Here is a 20,180-nt window from a genome sequence, read left to right on the forward strand (position 1 = left end):
ATCAACCGCCGCAGCCGCCCAGCGTTACCTTGATTTCCTTGTGTACGGTGTAGAACTTGCCATCGGACTTGACCAGCGCATAGACGTCGGACGTTCCCCCCATCTTGATGCGCGTTGCCACTTCAGGCAGCGTGCCGTCGGGTATCTCGAAATGAGCAGTCAGCGCATTGGGGTTCTTGGGTACCAAAATTGAGATCTGTGTCGTGTTGGGCAGATTGCTGTTCACCCCCACTGGCACCACGGCACCGTTCTCGGCAATATCGGGTGCCACCAATGTGATTTTGTCGCTCTCGGCCGCTTGGTCGCCACCAAAAGCTTTAATCACATCATCCACTTTGGTGGCCTTAAAGGCTTCCTTGTTCCACTCATCCTGAACGGCCCAGGCCTGCTCGGGTCGCAAAATCCCAGCCGTAACCGCAAGGCTAAGCACCGTGCATAGTTTGAGCACATTTCTACGCTGCTTGTTCATTTCCTACTCCCCTGTTGAATCGAATACGCTTATTGAAAATTTGTGTTTACTGCCCTTCGGCAAGCATCCGCTCGACCATGCTCTTGGCATCGTCATCAGATAGCGTCGGATGCGGGGGCATCGGAATGGCTCCCCAGACGCCGGCACCGCCTTTCTGTACCTTAGCGATCAGTTTGTCGGCCGCACCGTCCTGTCCCTTGTATTTGGCGGCGATATCCACGAATGAAGGCCCAAGCACCTTTTTGTCCTTGGCGTGACAGGCCATGCAGCCGCTGTCGGTCAATTGCGCCATGACCTGTTGGGTTGATTCATCAGTCGGGGCTTCTTTACCGTCGCCTTGGCGGGCGGTACCGGGCGCTTGCGTCGTCGCTAAGGTGCCACGGGCATGCTCTCGCACTGTTTTCACGTTGCCATCCACCGAACCGGATAGCGCCTGCGCCTGTGTATTGACACCTCGCACCGGGCCGACGATCCGCATTTGTGCAGCTAGGTCACCGTGCGTATCACGGGCCTGCGGTGGAAGTGTCGACGAGGGCTGGTCCGCGGAAACGCAATCACTCATACAGATAACGTTGTCTGTGTCCGGCTTGCCATCCACCTTCCACAGCCCTTCCCAATACTTCATGCCGTTGCGGTTGGGCATCTTCTCCTGCACTTGCGCGATATTTTCGTCGGACAAGGTGAAGTCGGAAGGTACGATTTCCGCCAGATTCAGCAGATAAGCCAACACTGCATAGACTTCGTCCGGCTCGAGCGACTTGGGGTTATCCCAGGGCATGGCCCGGTGGATGTAATCCCATAACGTGGACACCGTCGGCACCTTCATGAGGGTCGTGCGCGACGGCTGCCCTCCCCCGGTCAGCGCCGCCACGTGCCCGGTCTCGATATCGCCCAGTGTCGTGCCTCCTACCAGCGGCGTAAACACTGAATTGCTCTCGCCGAAGGAACCATGACAACTCGCGCAGGTAGAATCCCAAATATCCGCCCCCTGATCGATCGTGCCGCTGCCTTTTGGCAATCCCTTGAAATCCGGCCGCACATCGATATCCCAAGCCTTGAGTTCAGCCTCGGTTGCTGGTCTGCCAATACCGTACTTCGTCGCGGCAGCATTGTCGGCTAATGCGGAGGTACAGAACACAGCACCCAGCGCGCACGACAATAGACCGCGCTTAGTCCATCTGAACATTGAAAACCTCTCCGCTTTGCGCGACTTGCCAGGACTGGATCGCATTGTTGTGATAGGTGGATCGCGTGCCCCGCACTTCCCGCAACTGACGATAGCGCGGCTGGACAAACCCGGTGCTGTCCGTAGCGCGGCTTTGCAAAATAACCGGCGAACCGTCCCACACCCAATCAATATTGAATCGTGTGAGGCACTTATCCAGTACTGGGGTTTCAAGCCGGGCTGTTTTCCAATTCCTGCCTCCATCAAAGGAGACATCGACCTGTTTGATCTGGCCGCGGCCCGACCAGGCCAGGCCACTGACGTTGTAGAAACCCTTGCCCATCAATGCCTGACCACCCGAGGGCGAGGTGATTACCGACTTGCATTCCTGGATCGAGGTGTATTGGCGATGGATGCCATCAGGCATCATGTCAACGTAATGAGACGCCTCGTCCTTGGAATTCCAAGGCTTGTCGCCGACTTCAATGCGACGCAGCCATTTCACCCAAGACACGCCCTGCACACCTGGCACAACCAATCGCAGCGGATAACCGTTTTCGGGGCGCAACATTTCACCGTTCATGCCCCAGGCCACCAGCACATCATCCAGCGCGGACTCCATGGAAATTGTGCGCGTCATGCTTGACCCATCATTGCCCTCAGCCAGCACAAACCGCGCATTCTTGATGTCAGCACCGCAATCGTCAAGCAGTACCTTGAGCGGTACGCCAGTGAACTCGCAACAGGACAGCATGCCATGCGTGTATTGCACCGTCGGCACAGCGGCATTCCCCCATTCCATTCCAGTATTGGCCCCGCACTCGATAAAGTGGATGCGGGACACTGATGGCAGGCGCATCAAGTCATCCATGGTGTAGACCTTGGCCTCTTCGACCATGCCGTTGACCATCAGCCGATGCTGTTCGGGATCAACATCAACCCAGCCTTGGTGATGGCGCTCGAAATGCAGGCCGGATGGTGTAATGATGCCGAAAAACCCCTGCAGCGGTGCGAACGATACAGAAGCCTGAGTAGTTTGCGTCAACCCTGGCGACTGCCTGCGTTGCAGGTTCGCTTCAAAGGGCGAGGGTTGCCCATATGGCTTGAATGCCACGGGATAGCCCAGCTTGGTGCTCCATGGACGCGGCTCGAGAATCATGGAATCCCCGACGGCCTGCTGGGCCGACGCAGCCAGTGACGGCCCTGTCGCAAGCGCCGCCGCAGCAAGAAAGGTGCTCTTGAGAAAGCCCCGCCGTTCCCCGCTCATACCGTTGGCGCTGATTTCGTTCGCCAATGCAGGCGGCACGAAATTTTCGGGCGCCTTCCTCAGGCGACCAATTGGGATTGATCGCTCTTTGCCACTACGACTCACACTTTTTCTCCTGGGATGATCCTATGCTTTTAGAATAAGCTAATAGCTTAAAGTTATAAACAAGGGAAATCCCCCTACAAAGACGCTTGACAAATTCAAGCGACCCAGGAAATTTCATGTTCCAACCATTGAGTCCTAAAGGATCAGAAACCTGCAGGATGCCCGAGTCACGTCAGCATATCTGCCCATATGGCGTGCGCCCAATCCAGTGCCATTTTGCCTTCCTCTGCCGTGGCGTTCTCTGAAACACCGCCCGCACCCTTAACCGGCAGCATGGTGCGCTCCTGCTGGCTATAGCGGTGCACACTAGCAACATGCATGGCATCTTGCGCGCTCGCGAAGCTGTAACAGGTGCTGGAGTAAATGGGGTCCCTGTTCACCTCATGGTCAAGCAGCAAAGCAGCTACTGCCGCTGCACAGGTCTTGCCATGCTGGTTTGCCATATGTCCCGACTTTGGCATTACCGGTGCGATTTGCACAGAATCTCCCAGTACATGAATGCGTTCATCGACTATGGAAGAAAACGTCAGGAAATCGACCTCGCACCAGCGATCATTGGCAGTGGTCAGCCCTGCCTGTTTTGCAATGTTGCCGGCGCGCATGGGCGGCAGCACGTTGACCACATCACCCTGTTCCTCCTCGCCAAGTTCGAAGATGACAGTACGGGTATCCGCAACCACGTCTACAGCCTTGAAGGCGGGGTTGTACTCGACAATGCCGGGGTAGCGTTCTTCCCACGCCCTGTGGAACTGTTCGGCTTCGGAAGTAACGTCGGCATTGGCATCGAAGATATGCACTTTGGCTCGAGGTTTGTACTGCTTGAAATAAGCAGCCACCAGGCATGCCCGCTCATACGGCGCTGGTGGGCAGCGGTAAGGAGCTTCGGGAATGGTCATGATGAAACGACCTCCGTCTGGCATTGCCTCGAGCTGCTGTCTTAACAATAGCGTCTGGGGGCCAGCTTTCCAGGCATGCGGCATGGCGTTCCGGGCGCGTTCAGTCTTCAGCCCCGGGATACGATCCCACATGAAATCTATGCCCGGCGCAAGTATCAGTCTGTCCCAGTAAAGCGCATCGCCATGCTTGAGCACGAGCTTGCGCTGCGCGGCATCCACATACAGGGCCTCATCGCGTACATGGCGTACGCCATATCGCGCCAGCCCGTCATAGCTGCGAGAAATGTCCGTCATGGACAACCTGCCTTCAAGCACAAGATTCGACATGGGACAGGAAACGAACTCTGCTCTCGGCTCGACGAGTGTTACGCGTATGCAGCCAGCACCAAACAAATGCAGATACTTTGCCGCCGTGGCTCCGCCAAAACCACCGCCAACGACTACCACATGCGGCTGGCCAGCGGTGCCGGCCTTCGTCAGCATCGGATAAGACACTGCCGTCAGGCCAGCGAGAGACTTGAGGAAGGAACGTCGTTTCATGGCTGCCCTCCCTGGTTGCGGGGCAGGTTTTCGTACCATTTACCGATACGCCGCAGCATAGCTTCGTCATAGCCGCGCGAAATCTGGCGCTTGAGCAGCCCTGGTCGCTCTCCGCTGGCATATGCCAGCATGGCCTTCACGATATCGTCCGTTGGCATTCCGGCCAGTGTCGGAATGCCTTTTGTCGCGGAATGCTCGGCACCATGGCAGGTCACACAGGAATAAGCCCAGGCCCTGGCCTGAGGGTCTGCTCTTTGCGCGGCAAGGGCAGAGCCAACGCTCAGCAGAAAGCAAGCGAGCAGTGACGCAGGCAACATGCACCGTTTGATGATTGATCTCCTCCAAGGCCTGACAGCCATGGCTTTTCTCCCTTGCTTTGTCTTGCGGGCCGGCCGCAGGCGACGAACATGCTGCTCACAAGGTTAGGGATAATGGCCCAGCATCCGCCCGGCGTCAAACGCAGTGGCTTATGACCGGCCCTTCAAGGCCGCGCACGGGCCAGCAGCCCCAACTGCCGGAACCGTCTATTGGATTAGATTGGTGGTCGGGGTACGAAGCTCATGGGCAATATTACTCAGGTACGTAAATCATACGGCCATCATCAAGACGGTAGGTCACACCGGCGCGTGCTCCCTGTCCCTGACCAACCTCGCCGCTGGACTCATAGCGCGTCAGTTCCTGCCCCTCCTTGATGGTGATGCGCATATCAGCCTCACCGGGGTTTTCGACGACGACGACGTTATTTTGTGAAAAAGGGCTTAATGGGTTATTGGCAATGACCACCATCAGCATGCCGATGATGACCAGAAACAGATCGATAAGGTTGACCACAGAGAGCATCGGGTCATTGGCTTCATCCTCGTCTAGAAAACGCATCAGTCTGCCCTTTTCTCGTCCAGGTTCTGACGTTCCAGCCGACGCAGATCCAGCAGCAGCCAGCGCCTGCGAACGGTAAGAATGAAAAAGCAGATGCTGGCAGCCAGCAATGCCAGAATGACCGAGGAAAACGCTGCAACCATGTTTTTGCCCACTGCGGCGCCATCGTTTTCACCCAGTGCCAGTAGCGCCGGCCCCATCGGTATCATGGTGGCGATCAATCCCAGCATGGGTGCGGTACGCGAGACAATGCGCAGCCATTCGAGCTGCTTCATGATCCACAGCTCCAGATCGTCACTGGGCATGATCACCAAGTTGTAGCTCCGACCACTTTTACTCTGGGGCATTTGCTGCGCTACTGTGAACAGCATGCTGCGGTATACGCCGCGCCGTCGCTGCCACGCCTCGACAGCGAACATGCCCAGCACTACAAGCGCATAGGCAAGCGCCGCCGCGATAAGCAGCATTACCGGCGCCAGAAAAATACGTGAGACGGCATACAACAGGGTTTCGATTTCGGTAAAAATAGACATTGCTTCTTCTTTGATAAACCGTTGAGTAATTAAGAAACTTGACGTACGGCACGGTTGCGCAGAACCTGCGCTATCCCTCCGCCCCCACATAGCAAAACCATAAGCGCCAGTACCCAGTATTGCGGTGAGTGATCGTGTTGCTGCTGTGCGATGGGCTCCAGGACCTGGCCTTGTACCTGCTGCGCCGGCGTGCCCTGCTCCGAGGAATTCATTGGCTCTGCTGGCGCGGGAACCGAGGTCGGGTTGGCATCCGCCGTGTCGGCCGACGGACTATCCAGCCCAAAGCCTTGTGCCAGGTCGGCAATGAATTGGCGCGTCACTGCGGCACCGGTATCCACATTGAATTGCTGCTCCAGCTTCTGCCACCGCTGAGCCAACGCATGGCGTGTTTCCTCGGAGGCATCCCAATAGCCTTTGCGGATGGCCTCGGCCATTCTTTCCAATACTTGCGCCTGCGCCGTGGGGTTATGCCGTTCGAACCATTCGTTCGTTCCCAATTGGCGCGTATCGCCAACATAAGTATCGAACAGCGCCTGCCATTGGTCGTCGCGCACCATGCGGGGATCGGTTGCCTGCCACCCGAACAAATTGTTGGTGGCGCTGAGCACTTGCAGTGTTCCGGCATAGCCTTCTTGCTGCATGGCACCGATCCATTGCGGGTTCAAGTAGCGTGTGCGGAGCTCACCGGCCAGGAATTGGGCAAGCCCCGTGGTCTTGACGTTATTGCTACGCAAATCGCTGATGAGCAATTGCGGGGAGGCACCGTCCAGGTGGCGAATCGCGGCCGACAGTCCGCCCATAAATTCGAAGGGGTGGTCGGTAGACAGTACACCGTGCAGATTGGACGAACGCGACATAATTACCGCCTGCACCCCGCGCAGCTGCTCAGCCAACAAATTGGTGTCTGGCGTACTCTGGCCCCATCCCTGACTGCCGTAAGCATAACGACTACTGGAAAGAAACTGGCGCGCCAGCGCCGCGTCATCGTCCCACGTCGTCGATTGCAAGGCCAGGCCGGGCACTCCAGTTCCATAGGCCCCCGGTGCATTGCTAAAAATGCGGTAGCTTGCGGCTGTACGCGCCGCTTCAGCAGACAGCCCGCTGTTTTGCAGCGTTGCGGCAATGCGTTGGTTGTTGGCGGCGATGGGGTTGCCAGGTTCATCCAGTTCAGACAGGCGGTCTAGCGCTGTGGCCAACAAGCGCATGAAACTGTCGAATTGGTCGCGATAAACGCTGGTGACTTGCACCACGACGTCTACTCTGGGGCGGCCAAGCTCAGCGCTTGGGATGATGTCTAGCGCCGTAACGCGTCCGCCCGAATCCCATACGGGCCGTAAACCCAGTGCATGCAAAACCTGAGCCTCGGTTACGCCCAGGTGTCGAATGGCTTCGGAAGACCACAGACTGAATGCCAGTTTTTGCGGATAAGCGCCATCGTGTTCGCTACGGAAAGCCTGCACTACTTGCTCGTATGCCGTTGCAGCCGATTCATAGGCGGCACGCGCTGGGATCTTGTCCGCCTCGAAGGCATAAAGGTTCCGGCCACTTTGTACGTCGGGATTCCGTATGGGATCCCCACCCGCACCCGGCGGGATGAAGCGACCCGCCAAACCAGCCAGCAGCATTTCATTTTCCTGGGTATCAAGCAGACGACGATTCTGATCTTTCGCCTTTTTTTCAAACGCCTGCAGTATTGCTTTATCAAGCTGCGGCGTGGCGGGAACCGTTTCGCTTCTCTCCGCCGTAGATAGCATTTGTTGTACCGCCTTATACGCCGGCGTGCCCTGCAAGGCGGCGTAGTCATCCACGAACAACTCGTCATCTGCAACGCCTAGCGCGTCGTAGAACGGCTGGCCCAACTGCTGCATGACGGTGCTGATACGGTGCTCCGCACTGGCTGCTTCGCCAAATGTATGCAGTCCGAGCGGCATGGCAGTGCGCGCCAGTTCATGAAGATGATCATGCAGACGCTGCAAAAAGGCGTCGAAATCCCCCTTGATTTGTTCCGGCGTCCAGCCCAGGTCTTCGTGCAGGTGCGCGGCCATAGCGGCTGCGCCAATCTGCTTATTGACTTGTAGACGCACCATGCCTTCGTCTAGCTGCTGGTATTCATGAATCAGGTGGTGCAGATCGCGCAACTGATCATAGAGTCCCGCAGGTGCGAACGGCGGCGTTTGGTGGCTGATGGTCACCGCCCTGCCGCGCCGCTTGGCCTGGATGGCCTCACCCATATTATCTTGAATGTAGGGGTAGAACACCGGCAAGCTGCCCGCGGCCAAATAAGGATAGTCGGTAGCGGCCAGCCCCCTGTCTTTGCCAGGCAGCCATTCCTGCGTTCCGTGCGTACCCAGGTGTATTAACGCTTGTGCTGCATAGTCGTTCTGCAGATAGAGGTACGCCGCCATGTACAGGTGGTCGGGCGCGCTGGCAGTGTCGTGATAATGGGCATCGGCCCTTAATCCGCGGGGCATCTGGGGCATGATTGCCAGCTTGCCTAGCTGCCAGCGCGGGATAAGAAAGTAGTGTTGCCCTTCCCTTTCGCGCACCGCCCAATGGCTTGCGGGTTCACCGCCCTCCTGCAGTTCCTTCTGGCGCTGCGGCGGCAGGCTTGTTAGCCAACGCTGGTAATCGGCCAGCGGATAGCGCGCCACCATGCCTTCGGCCTCTAGGTCGTCCAGCGACACGCTGCCATATAGCGCGCCCAGCATCCGTTGGCCGGCGGCTATCACTTGTTCCTCGGTAACCGGGGCGCCCACTTGATAACCTTCTTGGGCAAGCGCCGCCTGCATGGAGACTATGCTGCGGGGCACATTCAAATTGGAGGCTGCCAGGTTCTTTTCACCGGCCGGATAGTTCCAGAACATGAGCCCCAGTGTTTTGTCGGCTGGACGCATATGGCGCAAGGCGACCAGGCTTTGCAGTTTGGCAATCAATAGATCGGCCTGCTGTGGCAACAAGTCGTTCACACCGTTTGTGCTGGCCGACAGCACCAGCGGGTCCATCACGCCCCAGCCTTCTGGGGCAGCCAGGAACACGGCAGTGGTGCGTGCGGAAATACCACTGGTGGCGTTCGGCCAATCGGTCGCGTCGCCGTCCCGAAAGCGCGTCGTCTGGATGACAGGAATGTCCAATGCCAGGAAGTCGCGGCGGCGCGTTGCGCCGTCTTGCATATGCGTCAGGTTGACCAGTGCGTCCACCTTAGCTTCACCCAGTGCGTCCGGCAGGCCGACCGGATTCGATGCGTCGTTCCAGAATACGATGGGCAGCAGGCCAACGGCTTCGCTGCGTGCAATCAGTTCGTCCACGTCGCGGGTGAGCATGTCGGCCACCGCGCCTTGATGGATTAAAAATGCCACCCTGCCCTTGGACTCGGTCTTCAGGTACGCCGCGTACCACGCCAAATAGGCATCCACATCGCTGAATACTCGGCCCGCTTTGGGGTGATAAAAGCCCGTTGCCGGCAAGTGTTCAGGGGCTGCCAATAGCTGGGGTGGCGGAACACCTTTATGCTGCAAGGCGAAGGCCAATGCAAAGAAACGCCCGAAGTTGTTTGCACCACCCGCTGTATATAGCGCGACCAGTGCGGACGCATATTTTGCTGACAGGCATTCCCAGCTTGGGCGCCCTCCTCCTATCGTCAGAAGCGGCGTTTCTGCATGTTGCGGGATTTGTTGCAGGCGCTTTGTGACCATCTCTCGATCATTGGGCCTGGGTACGTCGAGCACAACCAGATCGGCTTCACTGACTGCGCGTTGTAAATCTTCAAGCGTGCCTTTTTCTATGTTCAGATGTTGTAGACGAACGCCCTGCTGCTCGGCGAAGGTTTGCAAGCGCTGGAATTTTTCGACTGACACAAAGCTGTTGTGCAGGACCTGCACCAAAGGCGAATGAACAGGCATGGTCGTTGCCATCGATATAGGCGATTGGCCCAACGCGACTAACAGCCCGCATGCGCGCCACAGCCGGCTCAAGAAAACGGCCATTATTAAAACCTCGCCGTCAGACCAACAAAATATCGTCGGCCCTCATCGGCATCGCTGTAAATGCTGGCATCGTCATTGGCAAGGCGCTTGTCAGTCAGGTTTTCAATACCGGCATGCACACTGACCGTTTTATCCAGGTCGTAGTCCACATACCAATGCAGTAAGGCGTAGCCGGGCCGGTCCGGTTCGGTGGCCGAGCGGTATTGCGCGCCTGTATATTCAGCGCGCAAGCGTGTCGTCAGCTGTTCCGTTGCGTCCCACTCAATCGTGGCATTCGCCCTATGTCGGGATCGTTCAGCAAGTCGTTCGCCGCTGGATCTATCATGCGCATCCAGGTAGGTGTAATTGGCATTCAAGCGCCATCGCGAGGACAAATCCAGGCCGGCAACCAGCTCAAGACCTTGCATACGCACCTTCGCGACGTTCTCGTAGTCCAGACAAACCTTACCCCGTTCGAAGCACGCTGGTTGCCGTACGGTATCGATCAAGTTTTTCACATCATTATGAAACAGCGTTGCGCTGGCGGACCAAGGCCGTTGGTTGAACTCCACTCCTAGTTCAAATGATTGATTGGTTTCGGGCTGCAAATCGGGATTGCCGCGAATAATTCCGCGTCCTCCCATCGCCGCCCGGGACTCATACTCGGGCGAGAGCTGCTTGAGGGTCGGCGCTTTGAACCCCCGGCCTACGCCTGCCTTGAACGTGAGCGCCTGACTGGGATGAAACAGCAGATATGCCCTTGGGCTGAACTGCGAGCCGAAGTCTTCATGCTGGTCGAAACGGCCGCCCAGCACCATTTCCCATTGCTCACTCAGGCGGATTTCATCTTGCGCGAAGAGTGCGTAGTGGCTCTGGCCTGCTTTGCCTTTGCGGTTGACGGATGGATCTTCCAGGCTCTCACGCCGGGTTTCTCCACCCAAGGTAAGTGTGTGGGCAGAGCTCACGGCAAAGGTCGCTCGCCCATCGAGCACCGTATCGGTAAAACGGTTGGGCCCGCTTTGCGTGTCGCCGTCACTGCGCAGGTTTTCGCGATCTAGCGTCGAGCGATACAAGCGAATCTGGCTATCGCCCCAATCCCAGCTTCCGGTATGCGACAAGGCATAGCGCCGGCGCTGAACATCGTCTTCGCTGCTGTAGACCGCTCCGCTTGTACCGCCACGTATCCCTTCACGGGTTTCATATCCGGCATCCACGGACATATCAATGCGCTGACGCGTATCTGGCGTCCATGTCAACCCCAGATGCCCCGTTGCTCCACGCCGTTCGTCCTGCGCGGTCAATGCCGTATTTCCGGCATCTCGCAACGCATGACGGCGAGCCAGTTCGCCCCATGCGTTCAAGCCCAGTTTTCCGGGTACCAACGGGCCGCCCAGGTAAAAGCCATTCTTCAGTTGATTGCCGCCAAGGTCGTGGGCGTTTATTAATGTATAGCTGCTTAGAGAGCCTTCCCAGGAGTCTGTTGCGGCGCGCGTAACGGTGTTGACCACGCCACCCAGCGCGTCCGAACCGTATAGCGAGGACATGGGACCGCGCACCACTTCTACCCGTTCGATTGCGGCGGCAGGTACCCATCCCAGTTCATAGTCCGAATGGGCAATTGCGGAGGTAGATGCACTGATGCGCTGGCCGTCGATCAGCATCAGCGTATGTTCAGAACTCATGCCGCGGATCGAGATGCCCCGCCGCCCAAGGCCTGTGCTTTCAAGCCCCACGCCGACAGAACTTCGCACTGCGTCGGCCACATCGAGCATCGGCTGCCTGCGCAAGGTCTCGCCGTTGATTACCGTTACGCTGGCCGGCGCATCGGCCTGGTCACGTTCTGAAGCTGTTGCGGTTACGACGACGGGTGACAGTGTTGTGGCATCACGTGCCTGGGGATGAGATTTGTGCTTGCCGTCCGCATCAAGTTCCTGCGCGTGAAGGCCTCCGCCCATGGTCATTAATGTGACCAAGGAAACCTTGGCGATATTACGGTTCTTCATGCTGACTCTCTATGTCGACATCTCATTGCTCTACCTGGACGTCGCTGCTAAAAAAGTAACGTTATAACATAACATTTGTTATGATATAACATATCGATTATGGCAGAATCATCAAAGGAGAATAGTTATGTTCAGATTTAAGAGGCTCGCCTCGACAGCAGGCTTTGCTACATTTGCGTTCCTGACATTGCCTCAGGCAAACGCCGACGGCCTTAAGGTCGTTTCAACGTTTTCTATCATCAGTGACTTCGCGAAGAACGTCGGCGGCGAACGTATTGCGCTGACCACATTGGTCGGCCCCGACGGCGATGCCCATGCTTATGAACCCCGGCCTTCCGATGCGGCAGCGATCAGGAATGCCGACGTGGTTCTGGCCAATGGTGCGCATTTTGAAGGTTTTCTTGAGCGCCTCGTCAAGGCAAGCGGCGGCACTACATCGGTTGTAGAGTTGACCAAGGGCGCCAGGTTGCTGCGCAATGCCGAAGAGGAACACAACAGCCACGAAGGTCCCGGTCATGACGACCATGGTCATAAAAACGATCATCACGGCGACTTTGATCCCCATGCGTGGCAATCAGTTCAAAACGCTCAGATTTACGTGAATAACATTGCAGAGGCATTTTGCGCCGCCGATAAGTCGGGCTGCGCCAGTTATCGCGTCAATGCCAAATCGTATGGCGACAAGCTCAAAGCGCTGGATCATGATCTGAAGACCGCGGTACAGCAGGTTCCATCTGACAGACGTACGCTTATCACTTCCCATGATGCCTTCGCTTATCTGGGACACGAGTACGGATTTCAATTACTTGCCCCACAGGGCGCCAGTACCGACTCGGAAGCCTCGGCGGCCGATATCGCCGCGCTAATAAGGCAGATCAAGCAACAAAAAGCGTCCGCTATCTTTTTGGAAAACGTCAGCAATCCGCGGTTGATCCAGCAAATAGCACGTGAAACAGGCATGAAGGTTGGCGGCAAACTTTATTCCGACGCCCTCTCGAGCGAAGGCGGCCCTGCTTCAACGTATGTTGACATGATGCGCCACAATATCGGAACGATTCTTGACGCTGTGCGTGCACCATAATTCACGGGTTCAATCGTTACTCGAAATGCTCGTGCGTGGCCGGCGCAGATTTACGCCAATAGCTCGCGGCGCGGATACGGCTTTTATCAATACCTAGTTCAGCGGTCAGATACAGACGCACCGCTTTGATATCGTTATATTCGCCCGCAGCCCAAACGTAGCCCTCGCCTTGCGGCAAGCTTATGTTGCGAACAGTAGTTTCAAGTGCGCCCATGCCAGCGCTGGCATGGCCTGCTTCGGTAATCCACTTAACATCAAGCACGCATCGGCTAGCCAATTCCATCTTGGCGTCTGTTGTTGCGGTTTTGATAACCACGATGGCTTTGGCCGCCTTGGGTAGCTCTTCCAAGCGGCGGCTAATGGCCGGTATGGCTGTCTCGTCGCCTATCAACAAGTGCCAATCGAAGGCGGTCGGAATAAGGAACGAACCTCGCGGACCGGCAATACCTACAAATTGCCCTGCTTCTGCCTGGCTTGCCCAGTCAGTTGCGGGCCCTTCGTGGTGCAGTACGAAATCGATATCCAGTTCGTTGGTGGCCGAGTCATACCGCCGCGGCGTGTAGTCGCGCATAGCAGGCTTGGGTCTACCCTCTTCGAAGATCAAGCCTTTAGGCCCCACCATAGGGATATTGGGCTTCCCGCCGAATTCATCCGGCACCATAAACTTCAAGTGGTCGTCAAACGAGGCCGACAGGAATCCAGCCAAATCATCACCCGTAAAGGTGATGCGCCGCATGGATGGGCTTAATTCAATAACGCGTTTTACTTCCAATAACCGTGTTTTGATGGGATGTTGTACTTTTTCTACTTTAAGAAAATCGGTTGTCATTGCTGTCCTCGCAAGTTTCTGAGTGATGTTGTTGACTACTTGGCCCTTGCAGGATGTCGTGAGCTGCGCGCTGCAATATGGCGATTATTCGGCGCTGGTCGGCATGGTCGGCATCGGTTTGTGTCAGCAAGGCGGCTTTGAGTGCCTTGCGCGCCTGGACAAATTCGGGCAACCAGCCCGTAGCGGCGGCTGCCTCGTCCTGGTTGGCCTCGTTGACCCAAAGCATTCTTTTCGCAGCATGTTTCAGTATGGCCAGAAGCTGTTGCACATGCTCCGTATGTCGCAGCAGATGCTCGTGCCCCGCAGGTGTGATCTGGTAGATTTTTCGCTTTCCATTCAGTTCAACTTGCCCAAAACCAGTAGCCTGTAATTGACCCAGCGCGGGATACAACACGCCGGGGCTGGGGCTGTAATAGCCATGCGACAAATCCCTGAAGCGACCGATAAGTTCATAGCCGTGGGCCGGCGCATCGCGCAGAAACCAAAGCAGCATTAGCTGCAATTCGTCGGCATTGAATTTACGGCCACTTGTTAAGTGGCTGCCGCGCCGACCTATGATATCCGCCCCTTCATGCTTCAAAATAAACCCCGAATTAGAACCAAAGCGTTTTTAGATAACGTAATAAACTATCTTAAGATATGTCGTACGATATATTTATCCGATGATTTTGTCAATCGCTAGGTGTTGCTCATGTCGCCAAAGTGGCGCCACTTTGGTGACCGTCCACAAGGTTCCCCGGTTAATTGATATTTATCAACTCTGGGTATTAACAATCACGAACGTGATGGCTACACTCGCCAACTTATTAAAAGGTGATTTAACGAGATCATAAAAATGTCATATCTGCATTCCGCACGATCAATGCGTTTAGCTATTGGAGCCTATTTTGTTTCCGGTGGTTTATGGATATTGCCTAGTCAGGATGTGCAGGCGCAGCAAGTCGTCGCTGACGGTATTACCCTGCCTGCAAGCGGCATTATCAATACGGAGATGACCGGGTGGCATGGCTTAAGCGCCTATAACAACGGTGTCATCAACACGGTTGGTCCCGTATTCATCACAACAGGCGGACGAGACGCCAACGGGGCGTTTGCTAACTCCGGAGGTCTTATTATGATTGATGGCGGCTCGATCATCACCAGAGGAGTTCAAGCCAAAGGGCTGTTCGCCTTTCTCGGAGATGCACGCATTACGGCAACAAATTCGATGATATTGACACAGCAAGATTTCGCGAGGGGCGCGGAAGCCAATATATCAGGCCACATTGTGCTGAACGGCGGGTCGGTGACCACATTAGGGAAATCAGCCGAAGGCTTGTATACCATCGACAGGAATGCGACGCTTGGCGCTACCGATACCACGGTACTCACGAGCGGAGCGAATTCACACGGTGCGCATGCGCTGCTGGGCACCATAACATTGAATAACGTCGGGATTACAACAACAGGACAAGGCGCGGGCGGAGCCCGGGCCGATAACGGAAGCGTTTTATCGATAACTGGTGGAAGGATCACCACGTACGGCGCATCGGCGTTTGGTGCACTCGCCATCGCCTCCAGTACAAGCACATTGGAAAACGTGACGATTGCCACACAAGGAGAATCTGCTTTTGGCCTGGCTGCGCAATTTGGATCGGATGTAAGGTTGACGGGTGGGTCAGTATCAACGACAGGACAGGGCTCCGCCGGTCTGTTCGCGGTAGGAAAGTCCGGTGCAACCACCCTCTCCGGCGCACGGATCGACGCTAATGATCTCTTGGTCAGTACAAGTGGCGTCAGCTCCCATGCTGCGGTAGTCAGAGGCGGAAGCGCCATCTCATTGAACAACAGTACTCTGCAGACATTGGGGCGAGATAGCCACGGCTTATATGCTTCGGCCTACGACACGGATGCGAGCACTTTCACCTTGACGGGTAGTTCCCTGAGCGCAGATCAAGGCGCGGCCATCCATGCGCATGGCACGGTGCTTAATGTGTCAATGGACAGTTCCACTGTGGTCGGTGGCAGCGCCGTGTTATCGGCTGCTGGCAACGCAGGGGCTCCCGCCACGCTCAACGTCGCCGCAAGCAATTCCGCGCTAAAGGGCGCCGCCTATACCGAAGCGGGCAGCCGCTCGGCCCTTTCCCTGGCGAGTGGCTCTGTGTGGAACATGACCGGAGACTCGGTGCTTACTGACTTAACGCTGGACTCTGGCGCAGTGTTTAGCACGCCATTTACGGAAAATGTCTACAAGACACTGACGATTAATAATCTGGACTCAGCCGACGGGGTGATCGGCTTGAATGCCTATTTGGCGGGCGATGGCTCACCTTCTGATCAGGTGGTCATTGATTCAGGGCGGGCCACCGGGCAAACGCGCTTGCGTATCCAGAATACCGGCGGGGCCGGCGCCCTGACCACAGAAAGCGGTATTCAGATCGTCAAGACGATCAATGATGGCCAGACAAACGAACGCAGCTTTGTGCTGGATGGCCGCGTCGTAGCCGGCGCCTACGAATATCAGTTGTATCGCAGCGGTAGTCAGCTGGCCGAGGCTGACAATTGGTATTTGCGTTCACAACGAGATCCCGATGCACCGGTGCTGCCAAAACCAGACCCGCCTGTGTCGCCGGATCCCGAGCCATCCGTACCAATATTGCCTGATCCGGATCCGTCTGCCCCAGTGTTACCTGAATCCGACCCACCAATAGCGCCGCCCTTATTTGGCGCCACTCCGGCACCCTTGTACCGGCCGGAAGTCGCTGCCTATCTGGCCAACCAACGTCTGGTCGGTCAGATGTTCGTGCAGTCCCTGCATGACCGCCAAGGCAGCCTGCAACTCACCGGGAACGGCCAGGACACCACATCCTCCGACAAGCACGGTTCAGCCTGGCTGCGCAGCACACGGACGTGGGGGGCCAGCAACAGTCAGGATGCGAACTTCCACGTCGACACAGACTTGCTTTTGCTGCAAGGCGGCGGCGATGTCGCGAAATGGGGTGTAGGTTCGCAGGCAGGCCGCATCCACGTAGGAACCATGTTCGGTTACGGTGTTGCCGACAGCAAGGTACGCGCCGACGGCAACACCGCCCAGGCCCGCGGCAAGGTCGAAGGTTACAACGGCGGGGTGTATGCCACGTGGTTCCAGAATGCCGACACGCAGCTAGGCGCCTATGTCGACCTTTGGACCCAGTACGGCTGGTTTAACAACCGTGTCGAGGGCGAGGGGCTGCCTGCAGTCCGCTACGATTCGCGCGCCTGGTCGGTATCCGGCGAAGCGGGCTACGCGTTCAAAGCATCTGGCGACTGGATGATCGAACCCCAAGCGCAGCTGACTTATGTTCGTGTGAAAACGGACAGCGTCACCGAGGACAATGGCACGCAGGTCGATCAGGCCAATTCCCATAGTGTAATAAGCCGCCTGGGCGTGCGCACCTATCGCAATATCGAGCTGAACCATGGGCGCCGGGTGCAGCCGTTTGCCACCGTGAACTGGTGGCATACCCGCGCCGACAGCACTGTTTCCTTTGACGCACTGCAAATGGGACAGCTGTATCCCAAAAACCGGGCCGAACTCAAAGTGGGCGTGAATGCCGATTTGGCCAAGGGCTGGACCGGCTGGGCAAGCCTCGCAGGCTCGTGGGGTGCCCAGGGCTACCATCAGTACGGTGGCAGAGTCGGTGTGAAATACACCTGGTAACCGCTCCGCCCTCCTTCACCTTTCATCTCCATTTGGCGTCATTTTGCATGGCGCGCAGTCCGGATACTCCACTGCTAATCGCTGGCAGGCACGTGAATTGCTGTTGTGCCTGTTGATTCGCTAGAAGGCATATATCCGACTAAAATTTTTGGAGCTCAAGATGGCATCCCGTAACCCCCCTACAAAACCTACCGCCGAGCCTAAATCGCTGGACACCGCTTTTGTGAACACTGACAGCGGGCCGGCTTCCCCGCCCCCTAAGAACGCCACGCAAGCCGCCTTGAAGCAAGCCCTCGCCAAGGGTGCAACGGTGGACGCGTTGCCATTCAACCGCGATAAACCCATGGAGTATGGCGTTGACAACGCGCATAAGCCCCCTACCGGTAACCATGTCGAGCCCCCTTCTCCCATGGTGACGGCCAGCACCTTATCGGAAGTCAACGAAACGGAAAAGGTCGGCGGAAAAGCGGCAGCCGGGATAAACGCCGCTGGCGGTGAGCTGGCCCGCGTTCGCGCTGACAGCAGCGGTCAAGCATTAACGACAAATCAAGGGGTCAAAGTCTCGGATAATCAGAATTCCTTGAAGGCTGGAATTCGCGGGCCTGCCTTGTTAAAGGACTTCATTCTGCGTGAAAAGATCACGCATTTCGATCACGAGCGTATTCCCGAGCGTGTGGTTCATGCGCGTGGCTCCGCGGCACATGGTTATTTTGAGTGCTACAAGTCCTTAAGCGATATCACCGCAGCGTCCCTGTTTAGCGAGGCGGGAAAAATTACGCCGGTATTCGTCCGTTTCTCGACCGTCGCGGGTGAACGTGGGTCCAAGGACACTGCGCGCGATGTTCGTGGATTTGCGGTCAAGCTTTATACGGACGAAGGTAACTGGGACCTAGTTGGCAATAATATGCCGGTTTTCTTCATTCAGGATGCAATGAAGTTTCCCGACCTTGTTCATGCGGTAAAGCCCGAACCTCACCACGGAATGCCTCAGGCAGCGTCGGCCCATGACACCTTTTGGGATTTTGTTTCACTGATGCCTGAATCGACTCATATGTTGATGTGGCTCATGTCGGACCGCGCCATCCCGCGAAGCTTTCGCATGATGCAGGGTTTCGGGGTCCATACTTTTCGCTTCGTAAACGATGCCGGCGTATCGGTGTTGGTCAAGTTTCACTGGAACCCCGTCCTGGGTACGCATTCCCTGGTGTGGGACGAAGCCGTAAAAATCTCTGGCGCGGATCCTGATTTCAACCGTCGAGACCTGTGGGAAGCCATTAATTCGGGCAACTTTCCTGAATGGGAACTGGGCGTCCAGATATTTACTGAAGAGCAAGCAAATCAGTTCAGTTTCGATGTGCTTGATTCTACAAAGTTGATACCTGAGGAACTGGTTCCGGTTACCCCTATTGGCCGAATGGTACTGAATCGTAATCCCGACAATTTCTTTGCCGAGACTGAGCAGGTGGCATTCTGTAGCGCGCATGTCGTGCCGGGTATTGACTTCACGAATGACCCCTTATTGGCCGGACGTATCCATTCGTATGTCGACACCCAAATCTCGCGATTGGGCGGGCCAAATTTTCATGAGCTACCGATTAATGCCCCACTGGCCCCCGTGCACAATAACCAACGCGACGGTATGCATCGTCAGGCAATTCATAGAGGGGGCGTGTCTTACGAGCCCAACTCCCTGGCGGGCGGCTGTCCTTTCCAGGCTGGCGCGAGCGGTTTCGTTTCATTTCCCGAGCCCACGCAGGAAGACGAACTGCGTGGCAAACCCGAGAAATTTGCCGAGCATTACAATCAGGCCACCTTGTTTTTTGAAAGCCAGACTGCTCCGGAAAAAAACCATATCATTGCGGCATTCAGGTTTGAATTAAGCAAGGTTACCGTTCCTGGAATTCGAGAACGTACTGTGTCCATGTTGCGTAATGTGTCTGATGAGTTGGCATCTGGTGTGGCGTCTGGGTTGGGCATGGAATTGCCAGATCCCATGCCCAAAGCAATCGAGCAGACGCCGACGCCCGAGGTTGATGTTTCCCCTGCATTATCGCTAACGGCGCGGCCAGGAAACGGTGGCGTCCGCACTCGCAAGATCGCGATCCTGGTAACAGATAACGTCGATGGAGCGAGCGTTATGGCCATCGCCAATGCACTTATAGCGGCGGGCGCCGTGGTGCGGATGGTCGGTGGACGGGTCGGTTCGTTTGCCACCACAGACGGCCAAGTGCTGGATGCCGACGCGTCTCTGGAAAACAATCCGGCTCCGCTATTTGACGGTGTGGTCATTCCGGACGGGAAGAAAGGCATACAAACCCTGGCGGCGGATGGCCGGGCTACGGAGTTCGTGCGGGAACAGTTTCGGCATTGCAAGGCGATACTTGCTGTCGGAAATGGAGCGCTCTTATTAGACGCCGCCGGTGTTCCAAATAAAGCTCGCGATACTGATGGATTGATACAGTCCGCGACCAGCGATAAGAAAGCCACTGACAAGTTCATTCATGCTCTGGGGCAGCATCGTCACTTCGCACGGGAGTCCGACCCGCCTGTCGTTTGACGCTATCGAGTAGGCGCTCTCCGTTTGGACGCCCCCTCTTTTCCCAGAGCGGGGGCGTCTATGTTCTCCAGGAAGGCAAGAAGCCGACGTTCATCGGCGTTTAATCTTGAGGGAACCCGTATGGCGTTGTGCTGCGGCAGTTTACTGTCAAGGTAGGCTTCCATCAGGGCGGGATGGATGTAGCATTCACGGCTACCAAACCCCTTACCCGATTTGAG

14 protein-coding genes and 1 pseudogene are annotated in these 20,180 nt (G+C 56.4%); 3 read left to right on the forward strand and 12 right to left on the reverse strand.

All coding sequences use genetic code 11. From position 1 onward, the window contains the following. Window position 1: 1 nt before the first annotated feature. From soxY to ABWO67_RS07335, 9 genes are all read right to left on the reverse strand, one after another. Window positions 2-469 carry a thiosulfate oxidation carrier protein SoxY gene (gene soxY, locus ABWO67_RS07295; RefSeq protein ID WP_353149649.1) on the reverse strand — a complete coding sequence of 156 codons (468 nt, stop codon included), beginning with the start codon at window positions 467-469 and terminating at the stop codon, window positions 2-4. A 46-nt stretch (window positions 470-515) separates the two neighbouring features. After that, on the reverse strand, window positions 516-1,655 hold the full coding sequence (locus ABWO67_RS07300; RefSeq protein WP_353149652.1) for a c-type cytochrome: 1,140 nt from the start codon (window positions 1,653-1,655) through the stop codon (window positions 516-518). Beyond that, a complete protein-coding gene (gene soxC, locus ABWO67_RS07305) occupies window positions 1,639-2,940 on the reverse strand; it encodes a sulfite dehydrogenase (protein ID WP_353149655.1) in 1,302 nt (433 codons plus the stop codon). The genes ABWO67_RS07300 and soxC overlap by 17 nt, the downstream gene beginning before the upstream one ends. A 233-nt stretch (window positions 2,941-3,173) precedes the next feature. Then, window positions 3,174-4,442, reverse strand: a complete 1,269-nt coding sequence (locus ABWO67_RS07310) for an FCSD flavin-binding domain-containing protein (protein WP_353149658.1) — start codon at window positions 4,440-4,442, stop codon at window positions 3,174-3,176. Next, on the reverse strand, window positions 4,439-4,759 hold the full coding sequence (locus ABWO67_RS07315) for a c-type cytochrome (RefSeq protein ID WP_353149660.1): 321 nt from the start codon (window positions 4,757-4,759) through the stop codon (window positions 4,439-4,441). Before ABWO67_RS07315 ends, ABWO67_RS07310 begins: the two co-directional genes overlap by 4 nt. A 253-nt stretch (window positions 4,760-5,012) precedes the next feature. After that, window positions 5,013-5,318: a DUF2149 domain-containing protein gene (locus ABWO67_RS07320; RefSeq protein WP_353149663.1), complete on the reverse strand. Its 306-nt coding sequence runs from the start codon at window positions 5,316-5,318 to the stop codon at window positions 5,013-5,015. Beyond that, a complete protein-coding gene (locus ABWO67_RS07325; RefSeq protein ID WP_353149666.1) occupies window positions 5,318-5,851 on the reverse strand; it encodes a MotA/TolQ/ExbB proton channel family protein in 534 nt (177 codons plus the stop codon). The genes ABWO67_RS07320 and ABWO67_RS07325 overlap by 1 nt, the downstream gene beginning before the upstream one ends. 29 nt (window positions 5,852-5,880) lie before the next feature. Beyond that, window positions 5,881-9,750, reverse strand: coding sequence for a cobaltochelatase subunit CobN (gene cobN / locus ABWO67_RS07330; RefSeq protein WP_353149669.1), 3,870 nt, complete (start codon window positions 9,748-9,750; stop codon window positions 5,881-5,883). 86 nt (window positions 9,751-9,836) lie between these two features. Then, window positions 9,837-11,816 (reverse strand): TonB-dependent receptor domain-containing protein, encoded by a 1,980-nt coding sequence (locus ABWO67_RS07335; RefSeq protein WP_353149672.1) that lies wholly within the window; start codon window positions 11,814-11,816, stop codon window positions 9,837-9,839. Between the two features lie 127 nt (window positions 11,817-11,943). On the opposite strand from ABWO67_RS07335, the gene ABWO67_RS07340 reads away from it, so the two are divergent. Continuing rightward, the gene (locus ABWO67_RS07340; protein ID WP_353149675.1) at window positions 11,944-12,897 is read left to right on the forward strand and encodes a metal ABC transporter substrate-binding protein; all 954 of its coding nucleotides are present in this window, start codon (window positions 11,944-11,946) and stop codon (window positions 12,895-12,897) included. A gap of 16 nt (window positions 12,898-12,913) precedes the next feature. Here the strand turns inward: ABWO67_RS07340 and ABWO67_RS07345 are convergent, their stop codons facing one another. Together ABWO67_RS07345 and ABWO67_RS07350 are read right to left on the reverse strand one after the other, a co-directional pair. Then, window positions 12,914-13,726 carry a siderophore-interacting protein gene (locus tag ABWO67_RS07345; RefSeq protein WP_353149677.1) on the reverse strand — a complete coding sequence of 271 codons (813 nt, stop codon included), beginning with the start codon at window positions 13,724-13,726 and terminating at the stop codon, window positions 12,914-12,916. Beyond that, window positions 13,707-14,306, reverse strand: coding sequence for a PadR family transcriptional regulator (locus ABWO67_RS07350; protein ID WP_353149680.1), 600 nt, complete (start codon window positions 14,304-14,306; stop codon window positions 13,707-13,709). The genes ABWO67_RS07345 and ABWO67_RS07350 overlap by 20 nt, the downstream gene beginning before the upstream one ends. A 282-nt stretch (window positions 14,307-14,588) precedes the next feature. Between ABWO67_RS07350 and ABWO67_RS07355 the strand changes: the two genes are divergently transcribed. Together ABWO67_RS07355 and ABWO67_RS07360 are read left to right on the forward strand one after the other, a co-directional pair. Next, entirely contained in the window at window positions 14,589-17,405 is a 2,817-nt protein-coding gene (locus ABWO67_RS07355; RefSeq protein ID WP_353149683.1) for an autotransporter family protein, read from the forward strand. Between the two features lie 160 nt (window positions 17,406-17,565). Then, on the forward strand, window positions 17,566-19,962 hold the full coding sequence (locus ABWO67_RS07360) for a catalase (RefSeq protein WP_353149686.1): 2,397 nt from the start codon (window positions 17,566-17,568) through the stop codon (window positions 19,960-19,962). Window positions 19,963-19,964: 2 nt separating this feature from the next. Here the strand turns inward: ABWO67_RS07360 and ABWO67_RS07365 are convergent. After that, window positions 19,965-20,180: pseudogene (locus ABWO67_RS07365) on the reverse strand (hypothetical protein); the annotation flags it as partial.

This window comes from Pollutimonas bauzanensis, assembly GCF_040393045.1.
GTDB classification, from domain to species: domain Bacteria; phylum Pseudomonadota; class Gammaproteobacteria; order Burkholderiales; family Burkholderiaceae_B; genus Pollutimonas; species Pollutimonas bauzanensis_A.

What these genes read in the sequence shown, in the direction of transcription:
- ABWO67_RS07300 (WP_353149652.1), bottom strand. Translation starts at nt 1,655, where the DNA reads ATGTTCAGATGGACTAAGCGCGGTCTATTGTCGTGCGCGCTGGGTGCT.
- ABWO67_RS07355 (WP_353149683.1), top strand. Translation starts at nt 14,589, where the DNA reads ATGCGTTTAGCTATTGGAGCCTATTTTGTTTCCGGTGGTTTATGGATA.
- ABWO67_RS07360 (WP_353149686.1), top strand. Translation starts at nt 17,566, where the DNA reads ATGGCATCCCGTAACCCCCCTACAAAACCTACCGCCGAGCCTAAATCG.
- ABWO67_RS07320 (WP_353149663.1), bottom strand. Translation starts at nt 5,318, where the DNA reads ATGCGTTTTCTAGACGAGGATGAAGCCAATGACCCGATGCTCTCTGTG.
- ABWO67_RS07325 (WP_353149666.1), bottom strand. Translation starts at nt 5,851, where the DNA reads ATGTCTATTTTTACCGAAATCGAAACCCTGTTGTATGCCGTCTCACGT.
- ABWO67_RS07345 (WP_353149677.1), bottom strand. Translation starts at nt 13,726, where the DNA reads ATGACAACCGATTTTCTTAAAGTAGAAAAAGTACAACATCCCATCAAA.
- ABWO67_RS07335 (WP_353149672.1), bottom strand. Translation starts at nt 11,816, where the DNA reads ATGAAGAACCGTAATATCGCCAAGGTTTCCTTGGTCACATTAATGACC.
- cobN (WP_353149669.1), bottom strand. Translation starts at nt 9,750, where the DNA reads ATGCCTGTTCATTCGCCTTTGGTGCAGGTCCTGCACAACAGCTTTGTG.
- soxY (WP_353149649.1), bottom strand. Translation starts at nt 469, where the DNA reads ATGAACAAGCAGCGTAGAAATGTGCTCAAACTATGCACGGTGCTTAGC.
- ABWO67_RS07315 (WP_353149660.1), bottom strand. Translation starts at nt 4,759, where the DNA reads ATGTTGCCTGCGTCACTGCTCGCTTGCTTTCTGCTGAGCGTTGGCTCT.
- ABWO67_RS07310 (WP_353149658.1), bottom strand. Translation starts at nt 4,442, where the DNA reads ATGAAACGACGTTCCTTCCTCAAGTCTCTCGCTGGCCTGACGGCAGTG.
- ABWO67_RS07340 (WP_353149675.1), top strand. Translation starts at nt 11,944, where the DNA reads ATGTTCAGATTTAAGAGGCTCGCCTCGACAGCAGGCTTTGCTACATTT.